Annotated in this window: 19 protein-coding genes and 1 tRNA gene; 12 read left to right on the top strand and 8 right to left on the bottom strand. The window is 37.8% G+C overall.

From position 1 onward, the window contains the following. Nucleotides 1–13: 13 nt before the first annotated feature. The 3 genes from H7A25_14940 (at nt 14) to H7A25_14930 (ending at nt 3,799) form a co-directional block, all read left to right on the top strand. Nucleotides 14–1,030, top strand: a complete 1,017-nt coding sequence (locus H7A25_14940; GenBank protein ID MCP5501197.1) for a prolipoprotein diacylglyceryl transferase — start codon at nt 14–16, stop codon at nt 1,028–1,030. Between the two features lie 65 nt (nt 1,031–1,095). Further along, nucleotides 1,096–1,323: a DUF2892 domain-containing protein gene (locus tag H7A25_14935; GenBank protein ID MCP5501196.1), complete on the top strand. Its 228-nt coding sequence runs from the start codon at nt 1,096–1,098 to the stop codon at nt 1,321–1,323. Nucleotides 1,324–1,510: 187 nt separating this feature from the next. After that, entirely contained in the window at nt 1,511–3,799 is a 2,289-nt protein-coding gene (locus tag H7A25_14930) for a PAS domain S-box protein (GenBank protein ID MCP5501195.1), read from the top strand. A gap of 146 nt (nt 3,800–3,945) precedes the next feature. Here the strand turns inward: H7A25_14930 and H7A25_14925 are convergent, their stop codons facing one another. Continuing rightward, on the bottom strand, nt 3,946–5,232 hold the full coding sequence (locus H7A25_14925) for a DUF1566 domain-containing protein (GenBank protein MCP5501194.1): 1,287 nt from the start codon (nt 5,230–5,232) through the stop codon (nt 3,946–3,948). A gap of 267 nt (nt 5,233–5,499) precedes the next feature. Here H7A25_14925 and H7A25_14920 point away from each other — a divergent pair, with 267 nt between their 5' ends. Beyond that, nucleotides 5,500–6,276, top strand: coding sequence for a DUF882 domain-containing protein (locus tag H7A25_14920; protein ID MCP5501193.1), 777 nt, complete (start codon nt 5,500–5,502; stop codon nt 6,274–6,276). A 43-nt stretch (nt 6,277–6,319) separates the two neighbouring features. Here the strand turns inward: H7A25_14920 and H7A25_14915 are convergent, their stop codons facing one another. Continuing rightward, nucleotides 6,320–6,823, bottom strand: coding sequence for a hypothetical protein (locus H7A25_14915; GenBank protein MCP5501192.1), 504 nt, complete (start codon nt 6,821–6,823; stop codon nt 6,320–6,322). Continuing rightward, a complete protein-coding gene (locus H7A25_14910; GenBank protein ID MCP5501191.1) occupies nt 6,820–8,370 on the bottom strand; it encodes a restriction endonuclease in 1,551 nt (516 codons plus the stop codon). The genes H7A25_14915 and H7A25_14910 overlap by 4 nt, the downstream gene beginning before the upstream one ends. Nucleotides 8,371–8,478: 108 nt before the next feature. On the opposite strand from H7A25_14910, the gene H7A25_14905 reads away from it, so the two are divergent. Genes H7A25_14905 through thiH form a run of 7 tightly spaced genes read left to right on the top strand, consistent with a single transcriptional unit; the run spans nt 8,479 to nt 15,642 of the window. Next, complete coding sequence (locus H7A25_14905; GenBank protein ID MCP5501190.1) at nt 8,479–9,372, top strand: ROK family protein; 894 nt, start codon at nt 8,479–8,481, stop codon at nt 9,370–9,372. Between the two features lie 9 nt (nt 9,373–9,381). Further along, complete coding sequence (locus H7A25_14900) at nt 9,382–9,726, top strand: histidine triad nucleotide-binding protein (GenBank protein ID MCP5501189.1); 345 nt, start codon at nt 9,382–9,384, stop codon at nt 9,724–9,726. 7 nt (nt 9,727–9,733) lie between these two features. Then, nucleotides 9,734–10,732, top strand: coding sequence for a flippase-like domain-containing protein (locus H7A25_14895; GenBank protein MCP5501188.1), 999 nt, complete (start codon nt 9,734–9,736; stop codon nt 10,730–10,732). Next, nucleotides 10,722–11,744 carry a WYL domain-containing protein gene (locus tag H7A25_14890; GenBank protein MCP5501187.1) on the top strand — a complete coding sequence of 341 codons (1,023 nt, stop codon included), beginning with the start codon at nt 10,722–10,724 and terminating at the stop codon, nt 11,742–11,744. Before H7A25_14895 ends, H7A25_14890 begins: the two co-directional genes overlap by 11 nt. Before the next feature lies 1 nt (nt 11,745). Next, entirely contained in the window at nt 11,746–13,713 is a 1,968-nt protein-coding gene (gene mnmC, locus H7A25_14885) for a bifunctional tRNA (5-methylaminomethyl-2-thiouridine)(34)-methyltransferase MnmD/FAD-dependent 5-carboxymethylaminomethyl-2-thiouridine(34) oxidoreductase MnmC (protein ID MCP5501186.1), read from the top strand. Between the two features lie 22 nt (nt 13,714–13,735). Beyond that, nucleotides 13,736–14,521: a thiazole synthase gene (locus tag H7A25_14880; GenBank protein MCP5501185.1), complete on the top strand. Its 786-nt coding sequence runs from the start codon at nt 13,736–13,738 to the stop codon at nt 14,519–14,521. Between the two features lie 2 nt (nt 14,522–14,523). Then, the gene (gene thiH, locus H7A25_14875; protein ID MCP5501184.1) at nt 14,524–15,642 is read left to right on the top strand and encodes a 2-iminoacetate synthase ThiH; all 1,119 of its coding nucleotides are present in this window, start codon (nt 14,524–14,526) and stop codon (nt 15,640–15,642) included. A 1-nt stretch (nt 15,643) separates the two neighbouring features. On the opposite strand, the gene H7A25_14870 is transcribed toward thiH, so the two are convergent. From H7A25_14870 to H7A25_14850, 5 genes are all read right to left on the bottom strand, one after another. Then, nucleotides 15,644–15,931: a Cys-rich protein gene (locus tag H7A25_14870; protein MCP5501183.1), complete on the bottom strand. Its 288-nt coding sequence runs from the start codon at nt 15,929–15,931 to the stop codon at nt 15,644–15,646. Between the two features lie 31 nt (nt 15,932–15,962). Continuing rightward, a tRNA-Met gene (locus tag H7A25_14865) sits at nt 15,963–16,036 on the bottom strand. Nucleotides 16,037–16,107: 71 nt separating this feature from the next. Beyond that, the gene (locus H7A25_14860; protein MCP5501182.1) at nt 16,108–16,581 is read right to left on the bottom strand and encodes a hypothetical protein; all 474 of its coding nucleotides are present in this window, start codon (nt 16,579–16,581) and stop codon (nt 16,108–16,110) included. After that, nucleotides 16,575–16,895, bottom strand: a complete 321-nt coding sequence (locus H7A25_14855; GenBank protein ID MCP5501181.1) for a hypothetical protein — start codon at nt 16,893–16,895, stop codon at nt 16,575–16,577. The genes H7A25_14860 and H7A25_14855 overlap by 7 nt, the downstream gene beginning before the upstream one ends. Continuing rightward, nucleotides 16,892–18,067 carry a serine hydrolase gene (locus H7A25_14850; GenBank protein MCP5501180.1) on the bottom strand — a complete coding sequence of 392 codons (1,176 nt, stop codon included), beginning with the start codon at nt 18,065–18,067 and terminating at the stop codon, nt 16,892–16,894. Before H7A25_14850 ends, H7A25_14855 begins: the two co-directional genes overlap by 4 nt. Nucleotides 18,068–18,204: 137 nt before the next feature. Here H7A25_14850 and H7A25_14845 point away from each other — a divergent pair, with 137 nt between their 5' ends. After that, nucleotides 18,205–19,113, top strand: a complete 909-nt coding sequence (locus tag H7A25_14845; protein ID MCP5501179.1) for a glycerophosphodiester phosphodiesterase — start codon at nt 18,205–18,207, stop codon at nt 19,111–19,113.

The following is a 19,113-nucleotide window of genomic DNA, read 5'->3' as shown; positions in this document are numbered from 1 at the left end:
ATAAAGGATTTCGATGTATCCCGTAAATATTGAATGGAAATTTATAAAATTTTATGGTTATGAAGGTCACTGGGCTTTACTGACTCTTGTGATTGGTTTTTTTTACCAGAGATATAATTCTTTAAAAAATGGTTATTCGGAGGATTGGTTTATATCCGCTTATTCCTATTCTATACTACTGGGTTTTATATTTGCCAGGCTGTTTCATTTTTTATTCTGGGATACCCAATTATTCTTGCAAGACCCTCTTATTATTTTTAAACCTTCCGGAGGTTTTGCCATTCTGGGTGGCACCATTGGAACCGGTCTCGGAGGCTATCTGTACTGCAAAAGGACCGGAAAAGATTTTTTTCACTGGTGTGATTCTTTAATGAGTCCGATTGCTATTTGTCTGGCAATCAGTCGTATTAGCTGTTTCTTAAATGGTGATGCCTATGGAACACCTACGAATTCTTTTTTAGGAGTCGTTTTTTCGGAAGATAGTATCGATTGGACCAGTGAATGGAAGTTATTACACCGTCAGTATGCACTATTACCCGATCCCTTAGCTTTTTTATCCCAGCACTTTCGGCAATACTTAAACCTTGCCGACATTCCGCTTCCTAAAAGTTTATCCCATTTACGAGCAGAAGGAATCAGTAACCTCGCCGAGCTAACCCGATTTTATCCCCCCAATGTAAGCGGGGATTATCTAACTGTACTAAAAAGCAAAGGCTTATTTCCCTTTCCGGTTATCTATCCACCGGTTCATCCGACCCAGTTGTATGAAAGTTTCATAATGTTTCTTGCGTTTTTTATCATTTTTAAATTAGAAAAAATTACTCTGGCCAAAAGAAAGTTATTCTTTATTTTTTGGGTATTGTACGGACTAAATCGTCTGGTAATCGAAATTTTTAGGGGCGACAGAAATGTGGTATTTTTTAATTTCACCTATGCACAACTTATCTCTATGGGCCTGATTATTTTTGGGATTTTAGGTATTGTATATATTTTCCATTCAGAAAAGAAAATAATAAAGCAAAATTCTTAAAAACCTGTAAAAAATCTTGACAGATATAGGATACTATACAGGGTATCCTATATAGGAGGACAAACATGTATTTAGCCAACACAGGCACCTGGCACTTAGATAGATTAATCAGGTTATTAGCCGGGGTTTTTAGTTTAGTCGGAGTGGGTCTTGGATATTTTCATAGCCCTTATTGGTTTATTTTAAATTTATTGGTGGGGGTGAACTTGATTGTTTTCGCCTTAACCGGCTTTTGTATTATGACAAATATATTATACCTTTTAGGGGTAAGGCCCGCCTGTAGTAACTCTTAAGCAACACTAGCCCTGTTTACTTTATGTATACCAAACAGGGTTTCTTTCATATTCCCTCAAAAAAGCTGAGAGTTTTTCTTTAAACGTAAGCGAGCCACCGATGGCTCGTTTGCTTCTCCAAAACAGGGTTCTTTTTTAATTTTCTCTTGACAGAAGGAAATCGCTCAATTACCAAGAAGCGAAAGGCATGTCTGATATTATTGAAAGCTTCTTTTTTGAGAATGAGAACCCTCTTTGTGTTTGTGATACTTCGGGGAAATTTCTCCTAGCTAATAATCGATGGCAGTATTTATTTGGCTATTCTCTTGAAGATCTTAAAAATAGAAGATTTATTGATTTAATCCATCCATTTGATAAAGAACTGGTAAAAACGGAGTTAGATGAGTTAACTTTTCAAAAAAAAGCCTCTATATTTAAGAGTTATTTTCTACATAAAGAGGAATTTTACCATTGTGTCGAATGGAGAATACAATTACAGCATAATTGGATTTATATCGGAGCAAGAGAAATTTATGAAGAAGAGAAGTCTCTTATCAAGGATTATTATATCCTTAGAACCATTTTAAAAAACACTCTGGATGGAGTTTTTAAGACAAATAAGTATGGGAAAATTCTCTATGCCAATCCTGCCTATTTAAAGATGACCGGCTACACGCAGGAAGAAATTACTTCTCTTTTTATTTCCGATCTGGAAGCCATAGAGAATATACAGGATGTTGTAAATCATATAAATAAAATCATCAGTCAGGGCTCTGATACCTTTGAAAGTGTTCATAAAAGAAAAGATGGAAGTCTATTTCCCGTGGAAGTTACTGCTTCTTTCATTAACGTGGAAAGAGGACTTTTTGTGGGCTTTTGCCGGGACATTACAGAAAGAAAAGCCCAGGAAGAAAAAATAAGAGCCAGTGAAGAGCAATTTCGTCAGATTACAGAGAACATGGAAGAAGTAGTATGGCTTCGAAGTGCAGACAATCGAAAAATGCTTTATATCAGCCCATCTTATGAAAAAATTTGGGGGTATAGCTGTAAAAGTCTCTATGAAAATCCGGCTTCCTTTTTAGAATCTGTTCATCGGGATGATAAAGAAATAGTATTCGCAGAATTCGATAAGTATCTCGATGGAGGTAAATTTGATATAGAGTATCGGATTCGAAAGCCTAACGGAGAGATAAAATGGATCTGGTCCAGAACTTTTCCCGTTAAAGATAAGCAGGGTAATGTTATTCGGCATACAGGTATTGCGGTTGACATAACAGAACGGAAGGAAATTAACCTTGAACTCTTCAAGGCTAAGGAAATCGCAGAGAAAGCCAGCAGAGCAAAATCTGAGTTTCTTGCGAATATGAGTCATGAAATCCGAACTCCCTTAAATAGCGTTATCGGATTTACGGAGCTGTTATTGAAAACAAATTTGGATATATTGCAAAAAAAATATATACAAAATGTTAATATTTCAGCCATTTCTCTTTTAGGCATCATAAATGATATTTTAGATTTTTCCAAAATAGAAGCCAGTAAGTTAGAGTTATATGAAGTAGATTCTAATATTCTTGAACTTTTACAGGATTGTATAGATATTGTTAAATTAGAAGCGGAGCGAAAAGGTATTAAAGTGATTCTGAATGTTCCAAATGAAGAATCTTTTATAATGAAATTAGATTCAGTACGCTTAAAGCAAGTTTTAATAAACCTACTGGGCAATGCAGTAAAATTTACCCGAAAAGGGGAAATTGAACTTAAACTCAGCATAAATTCTGTAAATGAAGAATCGAACCTGGCTTCCTTCACCTTTTCGGTTAGAGATACCGGAATTGGTATTTCAGAAGAGAAAAAGGAAAAGATTTTCCAGGCTTTTTCTCAGGCTGATTCTTCCATATCGAGGAATTTTGGTGGAACCGGACTCGGTTTAAGTATTTCTAAAATGCTGGTAGAAAAAATGGGTGGAAAACTTTTTCTTGAAAGTGCAATAGGTGAAGGCAGCACATTTTATTTTAGTATTCAAAGATATTATAAAAAAGCAAGTAATCAGGTTCAAAATATCTCTGAAGCCTTAGAAAGAACGAATAAACAAGATGATTCATCCCTGAGTAAAAATTCCTATACTATACTAATTGTAGATGATACACCCTTTAATATGCTTTTGACCAGAGCTATGCTGGAAGAACTTCTTCCAAATTCTAAATTTATAGAAGCAGAAGATGGACTTAAAGCTATTGAATATTATAAACAGTTTAAACCCGATTGTATTTTCATGGATATACAAATGCCAGGAGTAGATGGTTATCAAGCTTCTCGTTCCATTCGAGATTTAGAAGATTCAAATGCTCAGATACCAATTATTGCTCTTACAGCCAGTGCTACTAACGAGGAAAAAGCTAAATGCCTCGATGTAGGGATGACTGATTTTTTAACCAAACCTATCAGTGAGAATTCATTAAAAATTATCCTGCTAAAAAACTTAATAAGAAATTTATAACTGCTCAGAAAAATAAATGTGGTATAGGAAAACTGCGAATGTAGTTGAACGAAAGAAGGTTTAGAAAACAGACCTTTTTATGAATTGCTTAAGCGACCCAGCATGGGTTCGCTTAAGCAACCGGAGGATTACCATTAAAATATCATTTAATTTCTCACACAGCGTACAAAGTTATTTACTTGAACCACATCTTTTTGATCTCCGATACTTGTAGGCCAGGTTGTAGGAACTGATTTTGGATCGGAGCGTTGAGCTCCCGGACCATGTGCATCATAGGTTCCTGTTCCTACAAATTTTTCAACCGCCCAACAGGGACCAAAACACATATAGGAAGCGAAACTTTTAGCATCTCCGTGTGTAGTACTCGACCAGAAAAAAGGTGCAACTGAATTTCCATTGGGCGGAGATGTTGTTGGATTTGTGTTTAAATCTTTTCCTGCCGGAAGAGTAAACTTAAAATACTTTGTATCCAGTACCATTTTGGTTGTATTGTAATCAGGGTTATCATAATAAACGATACTTTGCAATTCTTTTATATCCGGAAGTCGCCAATCGGTTTTTCCTGCAAGGGAAAGATTCTCACAATAACTTAGAGCTTCCTGCCAGGTGAATTGGTAATCCCCGGTGGATTGTTCTCCATTTGATTGTTGCCAGATTAACCCTGTATTGTTGTCAGTGACTGTTCCATCTCCATTATCTTTGTAATTGTTTGTTGCAAAGACCGTCTTATCACCACGCACACATCTGTAAAAGAGAGTACTATTGGAAGAGTTATTAAAATTACTTTTTATATGTCCATCCAGGAAATTATAAAAGTAATTGATAGTCGAATCATCGGGACGTGCTGTGGATGACCAGGTTTGCCCCATCATTTTGGTTGTGTGGGTTCCTGTAAGTTCGACACTTGTAGGGTAATTAAAGTTAAAGTAAGCACTATCCAGATAAAATGCATTCGTAGTGTTTTGATCTCCATTAGCATTATTGATTGAAAACAGTTCTCGAATAGTCGGTATTCTCCAATCGGAGTAATTTCCTGTTCTTAGCTGTGTGCAATGCGAAACCGCATCGGCATAGCTTACCCTTGTGTCATGGTGTTCCTGCTCCCACATTAGACCCGTATTATTATCCAGAACAATTCCATTGGAAACTGTATAGGATGGTTTGAGCCTCGTGTACTGTGCGTCCTGTCCGTAAAAACTGGAGCTTGCATTTGTGGGGCAGGTCATTTCGGTTCCTTTTTCATCATAACATTTACTCTGAGATGCGTCAGAAACTAAAAACTTTACCGTTGATGTACCGGAAGTAGAGTTAGAGGCTGCTAAGGCAGCAGCCAGTAACGCAGTTTCATTTTTGTTATCAGAGCTTTTATCGCAGTTCCCAAATACCAGTCCTAAAACGAGAAGCATAATTTGTAGAGAGTTAATTTCTTTCATAAAAATCCTTTAGGTCAAGAATATTGTTTTGTAGTATACGCAAAAAACTGTAATTTGTCGTCTCACTAAAGGGAGTGAGATAATTTTTTTTGTAAAGGATTTTTTTTAGTCCGATATTTAACAATTTTGTAAGCGTAATCAGAAAAAAAGACTTGTACAATAAATATAGTGTAGAAAAATAGTGAGTTATGAATATGACTGAACTAAAGAGTAGATTTAAAAAAGTCGTTTTCTTTAAATAATAGGCTATAGTAGTTAAAAAAATTCTTGATCTCAAAACTATTTTATTTTCTAAAAGTCGGTTTTTACAGCCTTCTTTTTTTGCTTATCCCTATTTATTTTATTTTTAGTATAGTTTTTAACTATTTATATGATTGGGAAATTCGTGATACAATTTTCCAGTGGAAATATGACTATTTCCATTCAAATCCCTATATCACAAATCTTACCGAACTTGATAAAGTGTATATGTCCCTGGAGAAAATTCCATACCATAAACTGGATGAGGATTATTTAACCAAAACAAAGTCTTCCGAAAAAGAATATGCTAATTTATTAAAAGACCTGTCCTATCAAAAAATATATCTTTCTGACCTGAATAAGCATATTGTACATAGTTATCGTATTAAAGATTTTTTACCCAGAGAAGTGTATTACAGAGAGCTATTACACGGAAAGAGAGAATACATTTATTGGAATGTTAATAAAAATATGTTGGTAAAACTTTTTCTTCTCAGGCAGAAACTCAGTTTCCTGGGTTATAATGCAGATGGTTTTCAAATCATTAGTGCTTATCGTTATCCTCTTTACAACGAAGATGTAGGAGGTGCCAGGTTGAGTCGTCACATGAGAGGAGAAGCCCTCGATATTCGTATCTCTGATATTGATAATAATTTTATTTCTGAACAAAAAGATAAGGAAATTGTTTTGGAGATTTTAGAAAATTCGATTATTCTGAATCAGGGTGGAATCGGGAAATATCCGGGGACTATGACTCTCCATTTTGATGTGAGAGGTTATAAAGCCAGATGGGATAGACAATAAGAATGTAGGAGAGGCCTCCTGGCTCGCAGTCAAAGGCTATAACTTAAAGAATGAGTTCCAGGGCAGTCTTACAGGTTTCTTCCAGAGAGGAACAAATAGGCACGGAAGGACAATCCTGAGAAAATCTTCGTTTTATATAACGATCATTGCTAAATTCTTTTTCGATTCCTAAAACTAATTTGGAACCCAGGAATTCATGTCTTGCTTTCCATTCTCCCAGTTCAAATCTCGAAGTCTGAGCATAAGGTCTTGCACAATTATGCTTAAATTCCTTTGCCAACCAGAATAAGATTACTCCCTTTTTTTCAGCTCTCCTGAGAAAATGTGTTTCCCAATCTACTTGCTTCTCATACACAAATTCTCCTTCAGGATAGTCTCTCCTGGGATTCGCAATATAAACTTCCGGCTTGAGTTTATATAGAAATTGTGCAGCTTCTTCCTGCCAGACAGTAGCTGATTGAATCGGTCCGGCTAAAAATATCACGGAACCTTCTATTTCTATAAAATTTGGTGGATATATAACGTTATTTTTATATTCTAAGTTCATTTCAAAGCTCGCTCCAAAAGTTGTTCCAATTCCACACCGTTAATAATTTGGATTTTGGAACTATTCAGGCGATATATCTTTTTTGCACCCTGTGTTAATTCTGCATTCCCTACGATGTAACACATTTTGGCACCACTTTCTTGCAGGTTTTCAAGGCTTTCATTTAAAAAGACATCAGAAATTTGTATGTCTTTCCACTTACGGATTTTAAAAAGTGCAGACTGCTCCTCTTCATCTTTAGACTTAGCCAGATAGTTCGCACCATCCGATTCTATGCAGGGCAGTTCTCTGACTCCTTTATAACTCAAGTCATTCATAATTCGGTTACAGGCATTTTTAAAGGATGTGCCTTTTAGGGAAATAAAAGTAAGTATTTTATTCGGCCCGACGTTACTTAAACGATTCGCAATCTTCTCGCCACTTTCGTTGACCATACCCCTGATATTCACATAATTATTGGAACGTAAACCCGATAGCTCAAAATATCTTTCTACCGGAAAAAGCTTATCGGGAAGTTGTTGTAAAGCCAAATCAGGGTTATAACCATTCGGAGTAGTTTGTCCCATATTGATTTTTCCTAACTCCAGTTGAAATTTATAATCTGCTAATTCGATAATCTCGGTATCTTCTGTATTCAAGCTTTCTGCTTCAATGAGAAACTCACTGGCTTCTTCAAGATTATTCTGGGCGATTGATATAAGAGCAAAATTGAGCTCAGATTCGGATGTTTCGAATTTCCAGCTATTCTGTCTTGCCATTTCTATACAGAGTTTGGCGTGGATTAAAGACGAGGAAAAGTCTCCGAGTAAAAAATGTTGTAGCATGATAAACTGGATAATCGTAAAACGAAAGTATTCATCTTCTGCTTTTTCCAGTGCTTCGTTTGCCAGTTTTAAAGCCTCTTTATGATTTTTTAAACGATAATTGGCCAGGGCGAATAGAAATACCGGTAAAGGATTTTTATCCAGCTCGTAAGCTTTTTCAAAAAACATAAACTCATCTGCTCGATTGAGTTGGGCAGCTACGACTCCCCTTGCTATAAAAAAACTGGATATTTCCACCTCATTATCAGGAACCTGTTTCATGAAGGATTCTGCAATTTTAAATTCTTTTTGACCCACTGCAATGAAGGAAAGGCGAAGGAAAGGTTCTATATTATGAGGATCCAGATGAATAGCATCGAGATAATGAAAAAAAGCTTCCTGCATTTTATTCTGATCGTAGTAGATATCGCCCAGACGGCTACTTACGAAGGATGCCGGGAAATCTTTCTCAAAGTTTCCGGTACTTTTTAGTTTTTCCAGGAAGTGTGCTTCTCCTTCGTAGTCTTTCTCTATGGAATGGATTTTAGACATCAGAAAAAGAATTTGACTATTATCCGGTTCTCTTTCGAGAATTCCTCTGACCATAGCTTTCGCATCGAGAAAATTACCCATGGCAGCCAGAGCAAGGGCTCGTTCCGAAATATTGGATCTTGAATTCTGAATATAAAATAATACGCTTAAAACTGCGGTTATAGCCAGTATTGCACTCAATAAAATTATCATGTTCCAGATTTCATCGTAAATTTATTATCGCAAAAAATCAACTTTTTATACACAGAGCTAAAAAATGATGGATGATTTATTTTTCGCAAAGGTTTTTATAGTCATGAAATGGAAAAATATATAGGTATCGATGTTGGAGGAGGAAGCCTTCGAGCTTCTTTGATCGACAAACAGGGTAATCTATACACTGAAACCAGCAGTAAAACCAATCCTTCCTGGAAAAATGAAGATTTTTTAAACGCAATTTCTGAACTTTTAAAAGATATTTTTAAAAATCACGAAGAAATTTTTAGTATAGGAATCGGAACACCGGGTCCTATCGATATAGAAAAAGGTCTTATCATCCATTCGGCCAATCTGAAAAACCTTCAAAATACTCCCCTTGTAGAATTTCTCCAATCGAAGTTCAAAACCCGGGTTTTTTTTAATAACGATGCAAATTGTGCTGCCCTGGGGGAATATTTTTTCGGAAAAGGAAAAGGTTCTGAAAATCTCATAACCCTGACATTGGGAACGGGTCTGGGTTGTGGCTGGGTATATCAGGGCAAAATTTTTAATGGTTTCCATGGAAGCGGAATGGAAGCCGGTCATACGACTCTTGTCATCGAAGGTGCGGAATGTGGTTGCGGAAAAAAAGGCTGTGCAGAAAGCTATTTCAGTGCCACAGGGCTAAAAAATAGATACAGAGAAAAAACCGGACTTGAAATCGAGTCAGCAGAGGCCTTTTTTGGAAAGGTAGAGAAGGGTGACCGGATCTGTCAGGAAATTCTCAGTTTCGCTACAAAGGTTCTGGCTCAACTGATACGAAATTTATGCCATACTCTAAACCAGGATAAGGTGGTTCTGGTCGGAGGTCTGACAAAGTCATTTCACCTATTTGAAAAACAGCTTAAGGCTGAGCTTTTCGAGAGCCTTTTTCCTATTTTGGGAGAAAGATTAAGCCTTGAAATAGGAGGTTCCGTAGCAGGTAGCTATGGTGCAGCAGCCCTGGCATTTGCCTGAGGAGAATTTATGGAAGAAACAATATTTTCAAAAATTATTAGAAAAGAGATTCCGGCAAAGATTGTTTATGAAGATGAAGATATTCTGGCTTTTGAGGATATTAACCCGGTAGCTCCTACCCATGTCCTCTTTATCCCTAAAAAAGTTATTTCTTCATTGGATGCACTTACAGAAGAGAATGTCGGTCTGATAGGGAAGCTTCTTCTTACCATTTCCCGTTTTGCCAGTGAAAAAGGTCTGGAAAAAGAAGGATATCGAGTCGTTACCAATACGGGTAAAAACGCAGGTCAGACGGTTTTTCATATTCACTTTCATCTATTGGCCGGAAGGCAGATGAATTGGCCTCCGGGATAAGATTGAGATGAGAAAGTTTATTTTTGGGCTTTTAATCAGCCTTTTTTTCATTGTATTCATTGCCTATAAGTTTGATGTAAAAGAACTCTTTCGGCTTTTAGAAAAAGCGGAACTTATCTACCTGATTCCCGCTATCTTCTGGCAATTTGTAGGAATTATGCTTTTTTCTTTGCGCTGGTATTTCCTTTTAGAGAAAGCCCTGCCTTTTAAGCATTCGGTATCTTCGAGTTTTATCGGTGGAGGAGCCAATATGGTCTTACCGGCAAGGGGAGGAGATTTATTTCGGGTGTATTACTGCCGTTCCGAAACTTCGATACAATATTTCAACCTTCTCTCCAAGCTATTCATTGAAAAGGTTATTGACTTTGTTTATGTAATTTTTTTGGGTGCCGTAGCTCTCCTCTTTTTAAATACCGGTCGCGGGGATGCGGGAAGTTTTGCTATTTTTAGCTTTTCCGGAATGGTAGTTGTCGGAGTATTCATTGTGCTTTTCCTGCTTCGCTTTCAAAACGAATGGATAGACAAAACCCTTCTGAAACTGTTTCATCTGATTAAAAAAGAAGAAGTCTATAAGTCGCATATGCAGGTGCATATATTTGAGCTTAAGAAATTTTTAAGCTTTAAAATGCTTCTAAACCCACTTCTCGTTACGATTGTCATGTGGGCCTGCTATTCTCTGACTTATTACTATACCGGTCTCGCCTTAGCTGTTCCTATGAATGCAGCTGAAATTACCTTTGTTATTTTTTTTGGAGCCATTAGCCTTGCGGTTCCTTCCGCTCCTTCCGGTGTAGGAGTCTTTCACGCTTCCGTCATCTCTGCGTTTATAGTTCTAAAAAAGACCTCTTCTCTCGGACTTTTCTTTGCAACAGGTATTCACCTTTTAGGTTTTGTGGTGTTTACTGTAGTAGGTTTTTTGTTTTATTTCTACTGGATTTACAAAAGAAGGAATGGAAAGCCTGTGAATTTCAAAGAATTTGAGGATACAGAAAAAATTGGAAACTGAAGACATAGAGCTGGGGATTGAACCAAGAAAAATCAATCCCACAGAGGAAAGACAGCTGGCCCTGGTTTGCAACCTCCTGAAGTCTCCTAAAGGTTTATCCTTTAGGCAGATTCGAAAAATCATGCAGGAATATTATTCCAATGAAAACCTCGATTCAGATAGAAAGAAGCTTCACAGGGACATGGAAGAGTTAAAAGAACTTGGTTTTTCCATTCGACAATATGAATCCTTTTTTTCTTACGGACAGGAGGATCCTTTTCTTTATAAAATTGAAGATGCAAACAGGCAAAGAGAAATGCACTTCAGTAAAGAAGAATTACACAATCTTTCACTTTGCATTTTTAAACATTACAAATCAGACTTTTCAAAAGAACTGTTTACAGCCTCTCAGAAGTTATTTTCCGGTAATCTTCAATTCTTTCCGGAAATGAAAAATACCGATTTGGAGTCGAGAAAGCAGGAGGATGAAGATAAGATTCTACATACAATCATTAAAGCCCTGAAGAATAAAAGTCCCTTAAAAATTGTATATTCGAAAACCCTTCCGGAAAAAAAAGAAACCAGAACTATTGAACCTCTGGAAATTGTGAAGCGGAATTCTCTTGATTTTTACCTTCTGGCGTATGATAGGGAAAAAAAAGATAAACGAAAATTTCTCATACCCAAAATCCAGAAGGTTCAGGAAATAGCCGGTTCCTTTTTCTTTAGTGGAAAAGTGGAGGAAACCGATTTGAACTATCATCCTCTTGCTTTCCAGATTCATGCAGAAGAAAGGATTCACCTCGATTGTGACCCGGAAAACCTCTGGAAACTCGAAAGATTTCTCTATCCTCATCCCTACAAAAAAGAAGGAAATTCGATTATTCTGAAAACCCGTAATCGCTCGGCTCTTTATGAATTTCTTTTAAAAGAAGGAAATGTAATTTTAAAAACAGATTCTGAAGCTCTGAGAGAAGGATTTTATGCCTATATCCATAACTTAATCAATCTCTATAACCCAGAAATTACCTGAAATGACAGAAACCCCCTTCTTCTCCTGGCAAGAAAACCATACTCTTTATTCAGATGCCTTTAATGACATTTACTATTCCCGCTCCGGAGGCTTAGAAGAAAAAGAATATGTTTTTCTTCGCGGAAATTCACTACCGGAACGCTGGGAAAATAAGGCAAGATTTACTATTTTTGAGTTGGGTTTTGGTGCCGGTTTAAACTTTTTTGCTACCTATCATCTATGGAAAAAAAAGTTCCATCAAAACGGACAATTGCATTTTATCAGCCTGGAAAAATACCCTCTCCCGGCTGAAGTTGTTTTGCACTGCCTGTCCATCTACCCGGAATATTCTCAGTATATGGATTCTTTTTCTACACGTTATACAAACCTTCTTCCGGGATTAAATCGAGTTATTTCCGAAAAGGGTTTCATTCTGGATTTGTATATTGGAGAGGCAAAAGATTTCTTTCCTGAATTTTATGGAAAAGTCGATGCCTGGTTTCTCGACGGATTTTCTCCTGCTAAAAATCCCGAACTCTGGTCGGATGAAGTTTTTCAATTTATACGAAATCATTCAGCAGATGAAGCCACAGCCTCTACTTATACGGTAGCCGGACAGGTTCGACGCGGCCTGGAAAGTGCAGGTTTTCAAACCATGAAAATCAAAGGCTTCGGGTTTAAGAAAGAAATGCTGGTAGCCCACAGAGTTTTACCGGAAATTCCTGATACGTATAAAGAGTCGTATTATGCGCCCGGATTAAGTTTTTCTCAAAAAGGGGAGCGAGTTACAATTATTGGTGCAGGATTTGCCGGAACTTCTCTTGCAAATGCCTTTGCAAAGAGAGGAATGCGGGTTCAGCTTGTGGAAGAAAAAGAAAGTCCGGGTTCGGGAGCTTCAGGAAACCCTCTCGGTTCCTTTTCTCTGCTGCTTTCTGCTGAAAAGAATCCGGTTTATGACCTTATTTTTCATGGTTTTTCTTACCTTTCTCGAAATCTAAAAGATTTTCAAGGGGAAGGAAAGCTTTCTTCCTATAAAAGAGCAGGAAGTCTCTATGTGATAGGCTCTTTGCAGGAGCGAGAAAGATACAAAAGAGGAATTCAGGCTTATTCCCTGAATAAAGAAATGGCTGAAATTCTTGACCCGGAAACCTGTTTGGAACGTTTTGGTTTCAAGCCTGCTATTGGAGTACTTTTTTTCCCGGAATCGGGGTATTGTAGTCCGAAAGAATTTTGTGAAGCCAATTTATCTGTTCTTAATCCGGAGAATTTCAGTGCCTGCTTTAATACAAGAATCGATGATTTTAGTTTTGATGGAAAAACCTGGAAGGTGTATAATAATAAAAGTTGTGTGTATGAATCTGAAATTCTTGTGTTTGCTAATTCTTTTTATGCACAGAAGATAGAAGGCTTATTTTCCTTTCCTGTTAAAAAAAATCGGGGACAGATTTTTTATCTTGAACCAAAAGATTTTCTACACCTTCCCGAACCGGTTTTACATGGAGAAGGCTATGCTATTTCAGGACAGAGCCTACAGGTTTTTGGTTCGACGTTTAACCCAAAAGATGAGAGGGAAGAAGTGGATCCCGAACACAATGTACTTATCTATCAAAAGATTCGAAAGACAGAGCCTGCACTTCCTGACATAGATATGAGGGACAAAAAGGCAAGGGTTTCTTTTCGAGCTGTTGTTCCCGATCACCTTCCCATAGTCGGCCCGATTCCCGACTGGGAATATTATAAAAAAGAATACCGGGTGCTTCGACATGGATCGGCTCGACAGCCCTTAAATCCGGCGAAGTATCAAAAAGGTCTTTATGTTTTAACAGGACTGGGTTCGAGAGGGATTGTCTATTCAGGAATTTTAGCCGAATTAGTAGCGGCTTACGCCTGCGGAGAATCTTTTCCCCTACCTCTGTCATTGGTTCGGGCTTTACATCCGGGACGTTTTTTTATCCGTGGATTAAAGAAGGGAATTCTACCTGGAGCATAAAATGGAACAGAATCAACAAGATATTCTGAAAATGGGAGGACGTGAATTTCACTCGCGCCTGTTTGTAGGAACCGGTAAATTTTCATCCGGACAAGTAATGGAGAAAGCCATAGTCGCCTCTGAAACCGAAATTGTCACGGTGGCTTTACGAAGAGTCGATTTAGAAAAACCGGAAGATGATATTTTAAGCCATATTAATCGAGAAAAAGTATTACTCCTCCCCAATACCAGCGGTGCGAGGGATGCAAAGGAAGCCGTAAAATTGGCCAGACTTGCCCGAAGCCTCGGAGCCGGAGACTGGCTCAAGCTTGAAGTAACTCCTGATCCGGTTTACTTACTTCCCGATCCTATTGAGAGTTTGAAAGCAGCCGAAGAACTGGTAAAAGAAGGCTTCAAAGTAATGCCCTATATCAATGCCGACCCGGTTTTATGCAAAAAACTGGAAGAAGCAGGTTGTGTCTGTGTAATGCCCCTTGGCTCACCCATTGGCTCCAACCAGGGCCTGAAAACAAAGGCCAATCTGGAAATCATTATTTCTCAGTCTAAAATCCCGGTTGTTGTAGATGCGGGACTCGGAGAGCCATCCCATGCAGCAGAAGCCATGGAGATGGGAGCCGATGCAGTGCTTGTCAATACCGCGATAGCCATTGCCCGGAACCCCGTGAAGATAGCTGAAGCGTTTAAAATGGCCACCATAGCTGGAAGAATGTCGTATCTTCACAGAGGCCGAAGTTCAAAACCCGGACTCAGACTGAAAGCTTCTGCCTCAAGCCCCCTTACAGGTTTTCTTTCAGAAGAAAAGAGATAAGCATGTTTTTAGAAGAGGTTTATTCCAAATATTCATTTCAGACTGCTATAGAAGCTGTGCAAAGTAGAAACCTCGGAGATGTGGAACAGGCCCTGAACAAAGCCTGTTATTCTGAAAAGCTTTCCTTTGGGGATTACCTGTCTCTTATTTCTCCACTTGCCGATTCATTTTTAGAAAATATGGCGGAATTGGCTCATGATTTAACCCTGAAGCGTTTCGGAAAAACTATCCAACTCTTTATGCCCCTGTATCTTTCCAATGAGTGCCGTTCTTCCTGTGTATATTGCGGTTTTAGTTATGAAAATAAAATTCCGAGAAAAACCCTCCACTACGATGAATTAGAAAAAGAAGCCGAAATCCTGAAGTCTCAGGGCCTTGAGCATGTACTGATTCTGACAGGAGAAGCCTATTCAAAAACCCCGGTTTCTTATATTGCCGAATGTACTCGAATTCTACGAAAACACTTTTCTTCTATTGCAATAGAAATCTATCCTATGGATATCGACCGGTACAAAACTCTGATCGAAGCGGGAGTAGATGGGCTTACCCTGTACCAGGAAACCTACGACCCCGATACCTACAAAGAATACCATCTTCGGGGAATGAAAAAAAACATGGAATACAGGTTGAACGCTCCCGACAGGGGAGGAATGGCCGGTTTTCGAAAAATTAGCCTCGGTACCCTTCTGGGTCTTTCCCATCCTCTTGGAGAACTCTTTTTTTTAGGCCTGCACCTACAATATATGTATAAAACTTATTGGAAAACCTTCCTTCAGGCCTCTCTTCCGAGAATGAGACCTGCGAAGGGTGGTTTTCAGAAAGTAGTCCCTGTATCGGACAGGGAATTTTTGCGTTTTATTCTCGCTTTACGCCTGATGTTTCCGGACCTTGGCCTGACACTGTCTACCCGTGAAACTCCTGACTTGAGAGATAACCTGGTAGGTCTTGGGATTACTTCCTTTTCCGCAGGTTCCAAAACTGAACCGGGTGGTTACCAGGGTAGCGGAGCCCTCGAACAATTCGAAATTGAAGACAAACGAAGACTTGAGGAAGTAATTGAAATGATTCGCTCAAAAGGTTATGACCCGGTTATAAAAGATTTCGACAGGGCCTTGCTTTGATTTATTTACTGTTGCCCTTATAGGCTTTGGTCAGACAGGAGTGAAAATTACTACATTTATTTTTATTTTTTATATAGCAAGTGCTGGCAGCCGTATTATGCTTTAAACAACCTTTTTTGCAACCTTCATCAAAAGCTTTTAGTTGCTGCTCGGATACACCTTTAAATTGAGCAGTAACACAGGATTTATAGAAATTACAGATGCTGTCGCAAGATTCCTGAGCACTGATACCGGAGAATAAACTAAAGCTGAGAAGAAAAGCAAAAGATAGGGTTAAAAGTTTTTTCATGTGAAGCTCCTTTAGCCTGATAAAATGTTACTAGCGATGCAGGGATTTGAACCCCGGACCTGCGGATTATGATTCCGTCGCTCTAACCAACTGAGCTACATCGCCTTATAACAGTATTAGACTGAGCTTTTTGTATAAGGTTTAAAAAAACCGAAAATTGTAAAGTAGAAAAACAGTTAAGGCTTCGAAAAATCTCCAATTTCCAGGAATTTCTTTGCAAAAAAGTCCCGATTTTTGGCTTCATTTTTTCGAAATGACAACCAGATTGAATATAGTTCGGACTTTAGCTCGATAATATAGAAACGACTTTCAATAAGATTTCCTTCGATGTTTTCTTCCCAGGAATAATAAGTTTCTTTTCTTTTCAGCGAAAGGTCTTTCATTTCAAGCTGAAAAGCTTCTTCCAATACTGCCCGACTGATTTCTTTTGAGTATTTTCTACAGGCAATAAAAAAAGAGTCCTTTCTTGCGGTTTGAATATAGGCGTAGCTTTCATTTGGAGATTTTTCCAGAATATATGGTTCGGGGATAAGAAGACGAAGCTTATGAAAAGTAAAGGAAGTTTGTGGAGACCTTGTTTCGGAAGCAAATATAGAAGTATTTCCCAGTAATAGGAAGTATATGATAAATCTATGAATCATTCTTACCATTTATCGAGGACACAACCGATTTTAGGATTTTGAAAGGTTGCTACTGTTTTTACTCCCAGACCGGAAACAATCACTTCTCTTTTTTCCTTATTGAGTTCAAAGCTACTAATAGGAACCCACTGCCTTGCATGGTTATGACAATTTTCTTCTGAACGCTTCATAACAAAGTAACAGGAGCAAAATTCTTTAGAATAGAAGGCAGAGATGATTTGCGGGAAAGAGGCAATATGCTTTCGATTTGTAATTATCCAGGAGATAAACGAAATAAATAAAATTAAAAACAATATCTTTAGGGTTTGTAATATTCTTTTCATTGAAGACTCTCCAAAATCATTTTAAGAAATTTATTCTGATCAAAGGAACCATCCCTATCATCTCCAAGTCTGACTATAATTAAATCCCTATCAAAAAAAATAAAGATTTGCTGTCCCCAGTGACCCAGAGCGGCAATCATATTTTCATCTGCGTCGGGCCAGGCCTTAGGAATTCCTCGTTCCGGATAGCCCGTGTTTGTATACCACTGAGAAGTCATATTATCTTCAGAAAGACCTTTGTAATATGGAGTTTCTTTATAAGCCGGCGAAATAGTCCTTGTAAAGGTAAGCCAATTTTCGGGTAAGATTTGATTCTCGGCCCATCTTCCTTGATTTAAATACAAAAAAGCGAAACGGGCAACATCTCTCGGGGTTTTATAAAGGTAAGAGGAACCTATGAGTGTTCCGGAACGATCGGCTTCCCAGGAATATTGTTTTACTCCGATTGTTTGAAAAAGCTTTTCCTGGACAAAAGAAAGATAACTATCTTTTAATACGGATTTTAAAATAGCAGAAAGAATGTTGGTATCACAACTGGAGTAATATACATAACGACCGGGTTCTCCCCTTTTGGGTAAATTGGAACAAAATTCTCCCATGTCATTTCTTCCACGGGTATACAGCATGGCTACCACTGTAGATGTCAGGGGACCGCTTTCATAGCCTTCATCTGCATCTAAACCGGAAGCCATGTTTAGTATATGACGAATAGTAATATCTTTATGCTTTTTTTCCAGAGGTTTATAGTATTTATAGGCAGGTTCATCAAGAGAAAGCAGGCCTTCTTTCACTGCAATTCCAATGAGAGCCTGAGTATAACTTTTTGTAACCGACCAGAGTAAATGCAATGAATTTTCTGTATAATCCCTCTCATAGCGTTCAAATACCAGGTAAGCATCTTTAATGATTATCAGGCTATCGGTTCGAATCCCCTTCCTATCTTCCTCATTCCCCTGCCTTGAAAAAGCGTATTCTATTGCTTTGTTAAACGGTTCTAATTTAAAGCCCTTTTCTTCCGGATTGGCGGTTCTCCATTTTTCAGTTGGCCAATAGGTTCTTGTAATTTTTTTTAAAGGCTTTAACTCCTTTAACTTTCCATAGGGCTTTAATTCTGTTTCCGGAGAACAAGAAAATAAAGTGAGAAGAAAAAACAGTATAAAAAAGGGATTCATATTCATTGATTTTCATATAGAAAGTTTCTTCGCAAGCTTTTTTTAAAAAAGATACAAAAGAGGAAAATAAAGAAAAAGTGTATCTTTTTTTTTGTTCTTTTTTACCGATCCTATACTTATAAAAAGGAGCGTTTGTAATGTTACATACTAAAAAGAATGATTCCGATAGAATTTTATTTGGAAAATATTCATATAAACTTATACTTCCATTTGTTTGTTTTCTCTTCAGTTCAAATTGTGTTACACATCAACCCAGGGACACTCAAAAGCTACATAAAAACTCATTCCTAATCATCGCTCACAGGGGAGCCAGACATTTTGCACCCGAAAATACAATGTCCGCTTTTCACTACGCAGCTTCTAAAAATTGGGCTTTTGAACTGGATACAATGTTTTGTAAAAGCGGTGAATTGGTGGTGATTCATGATGAAACTTTAGAACGCACTACCAATGGCAAAGGTAATGTAAAGGATTTTACTCTTGATGAATTGAAGAAATTAGATGCCGGTTCTTTTTTTAAGGAAAGCTTTAAATCGGAAACGATACCCACACTGGAAGAGGTTCTCGATACATTTGGAGGGAAAGTTATTATTGATATAGAAGTAAAAGCAGGAAAAGACACAGCTCCTGAAATCGCCAGAAAAACCGGTGAGGAAGTAGCCAAATTGATTACAAAAAAGAACTTAGAAGAAAAAGTTTTTGTTTCCAGTTTTAACCCTCTTGTTTTAGAAAAGATAAAAGAAATAAACCCGACGATTTTTCGTGCCCAACTTTATAGTAATTTTGATGATGTAGACATGGCCTATTATAAGAAAGTAGCCCTGAGAAACCTGCTGCTAAACGGTAAAGCTTCACCCGATATATTAGCACCTGATTATCTATTAGTAGATGAAAGCTATCTCAAAAAATATCATGAACTGGGATACAAGGTGTATCCTTATACGGTAAATGAACCAGAAAAAATGGCAGAGCTTTTAAAGTCAGAAGTTGATGGAATTATTACAGATAGACCCGATTTGTTAGAAGAACTGGTAAAGAAAAAATAA

It is taken from the genome of Leptospiraceae bacterium (genome assembly GCA_024233835.1).
Lineage (GTDB): Bacteria > Spirochaetota > Leptospiria > Leptospirales > Leptospiraceae > JACKPC01.
This window is presented reverse-complemented; position numbering and strand designations above follow the sequence as displayed.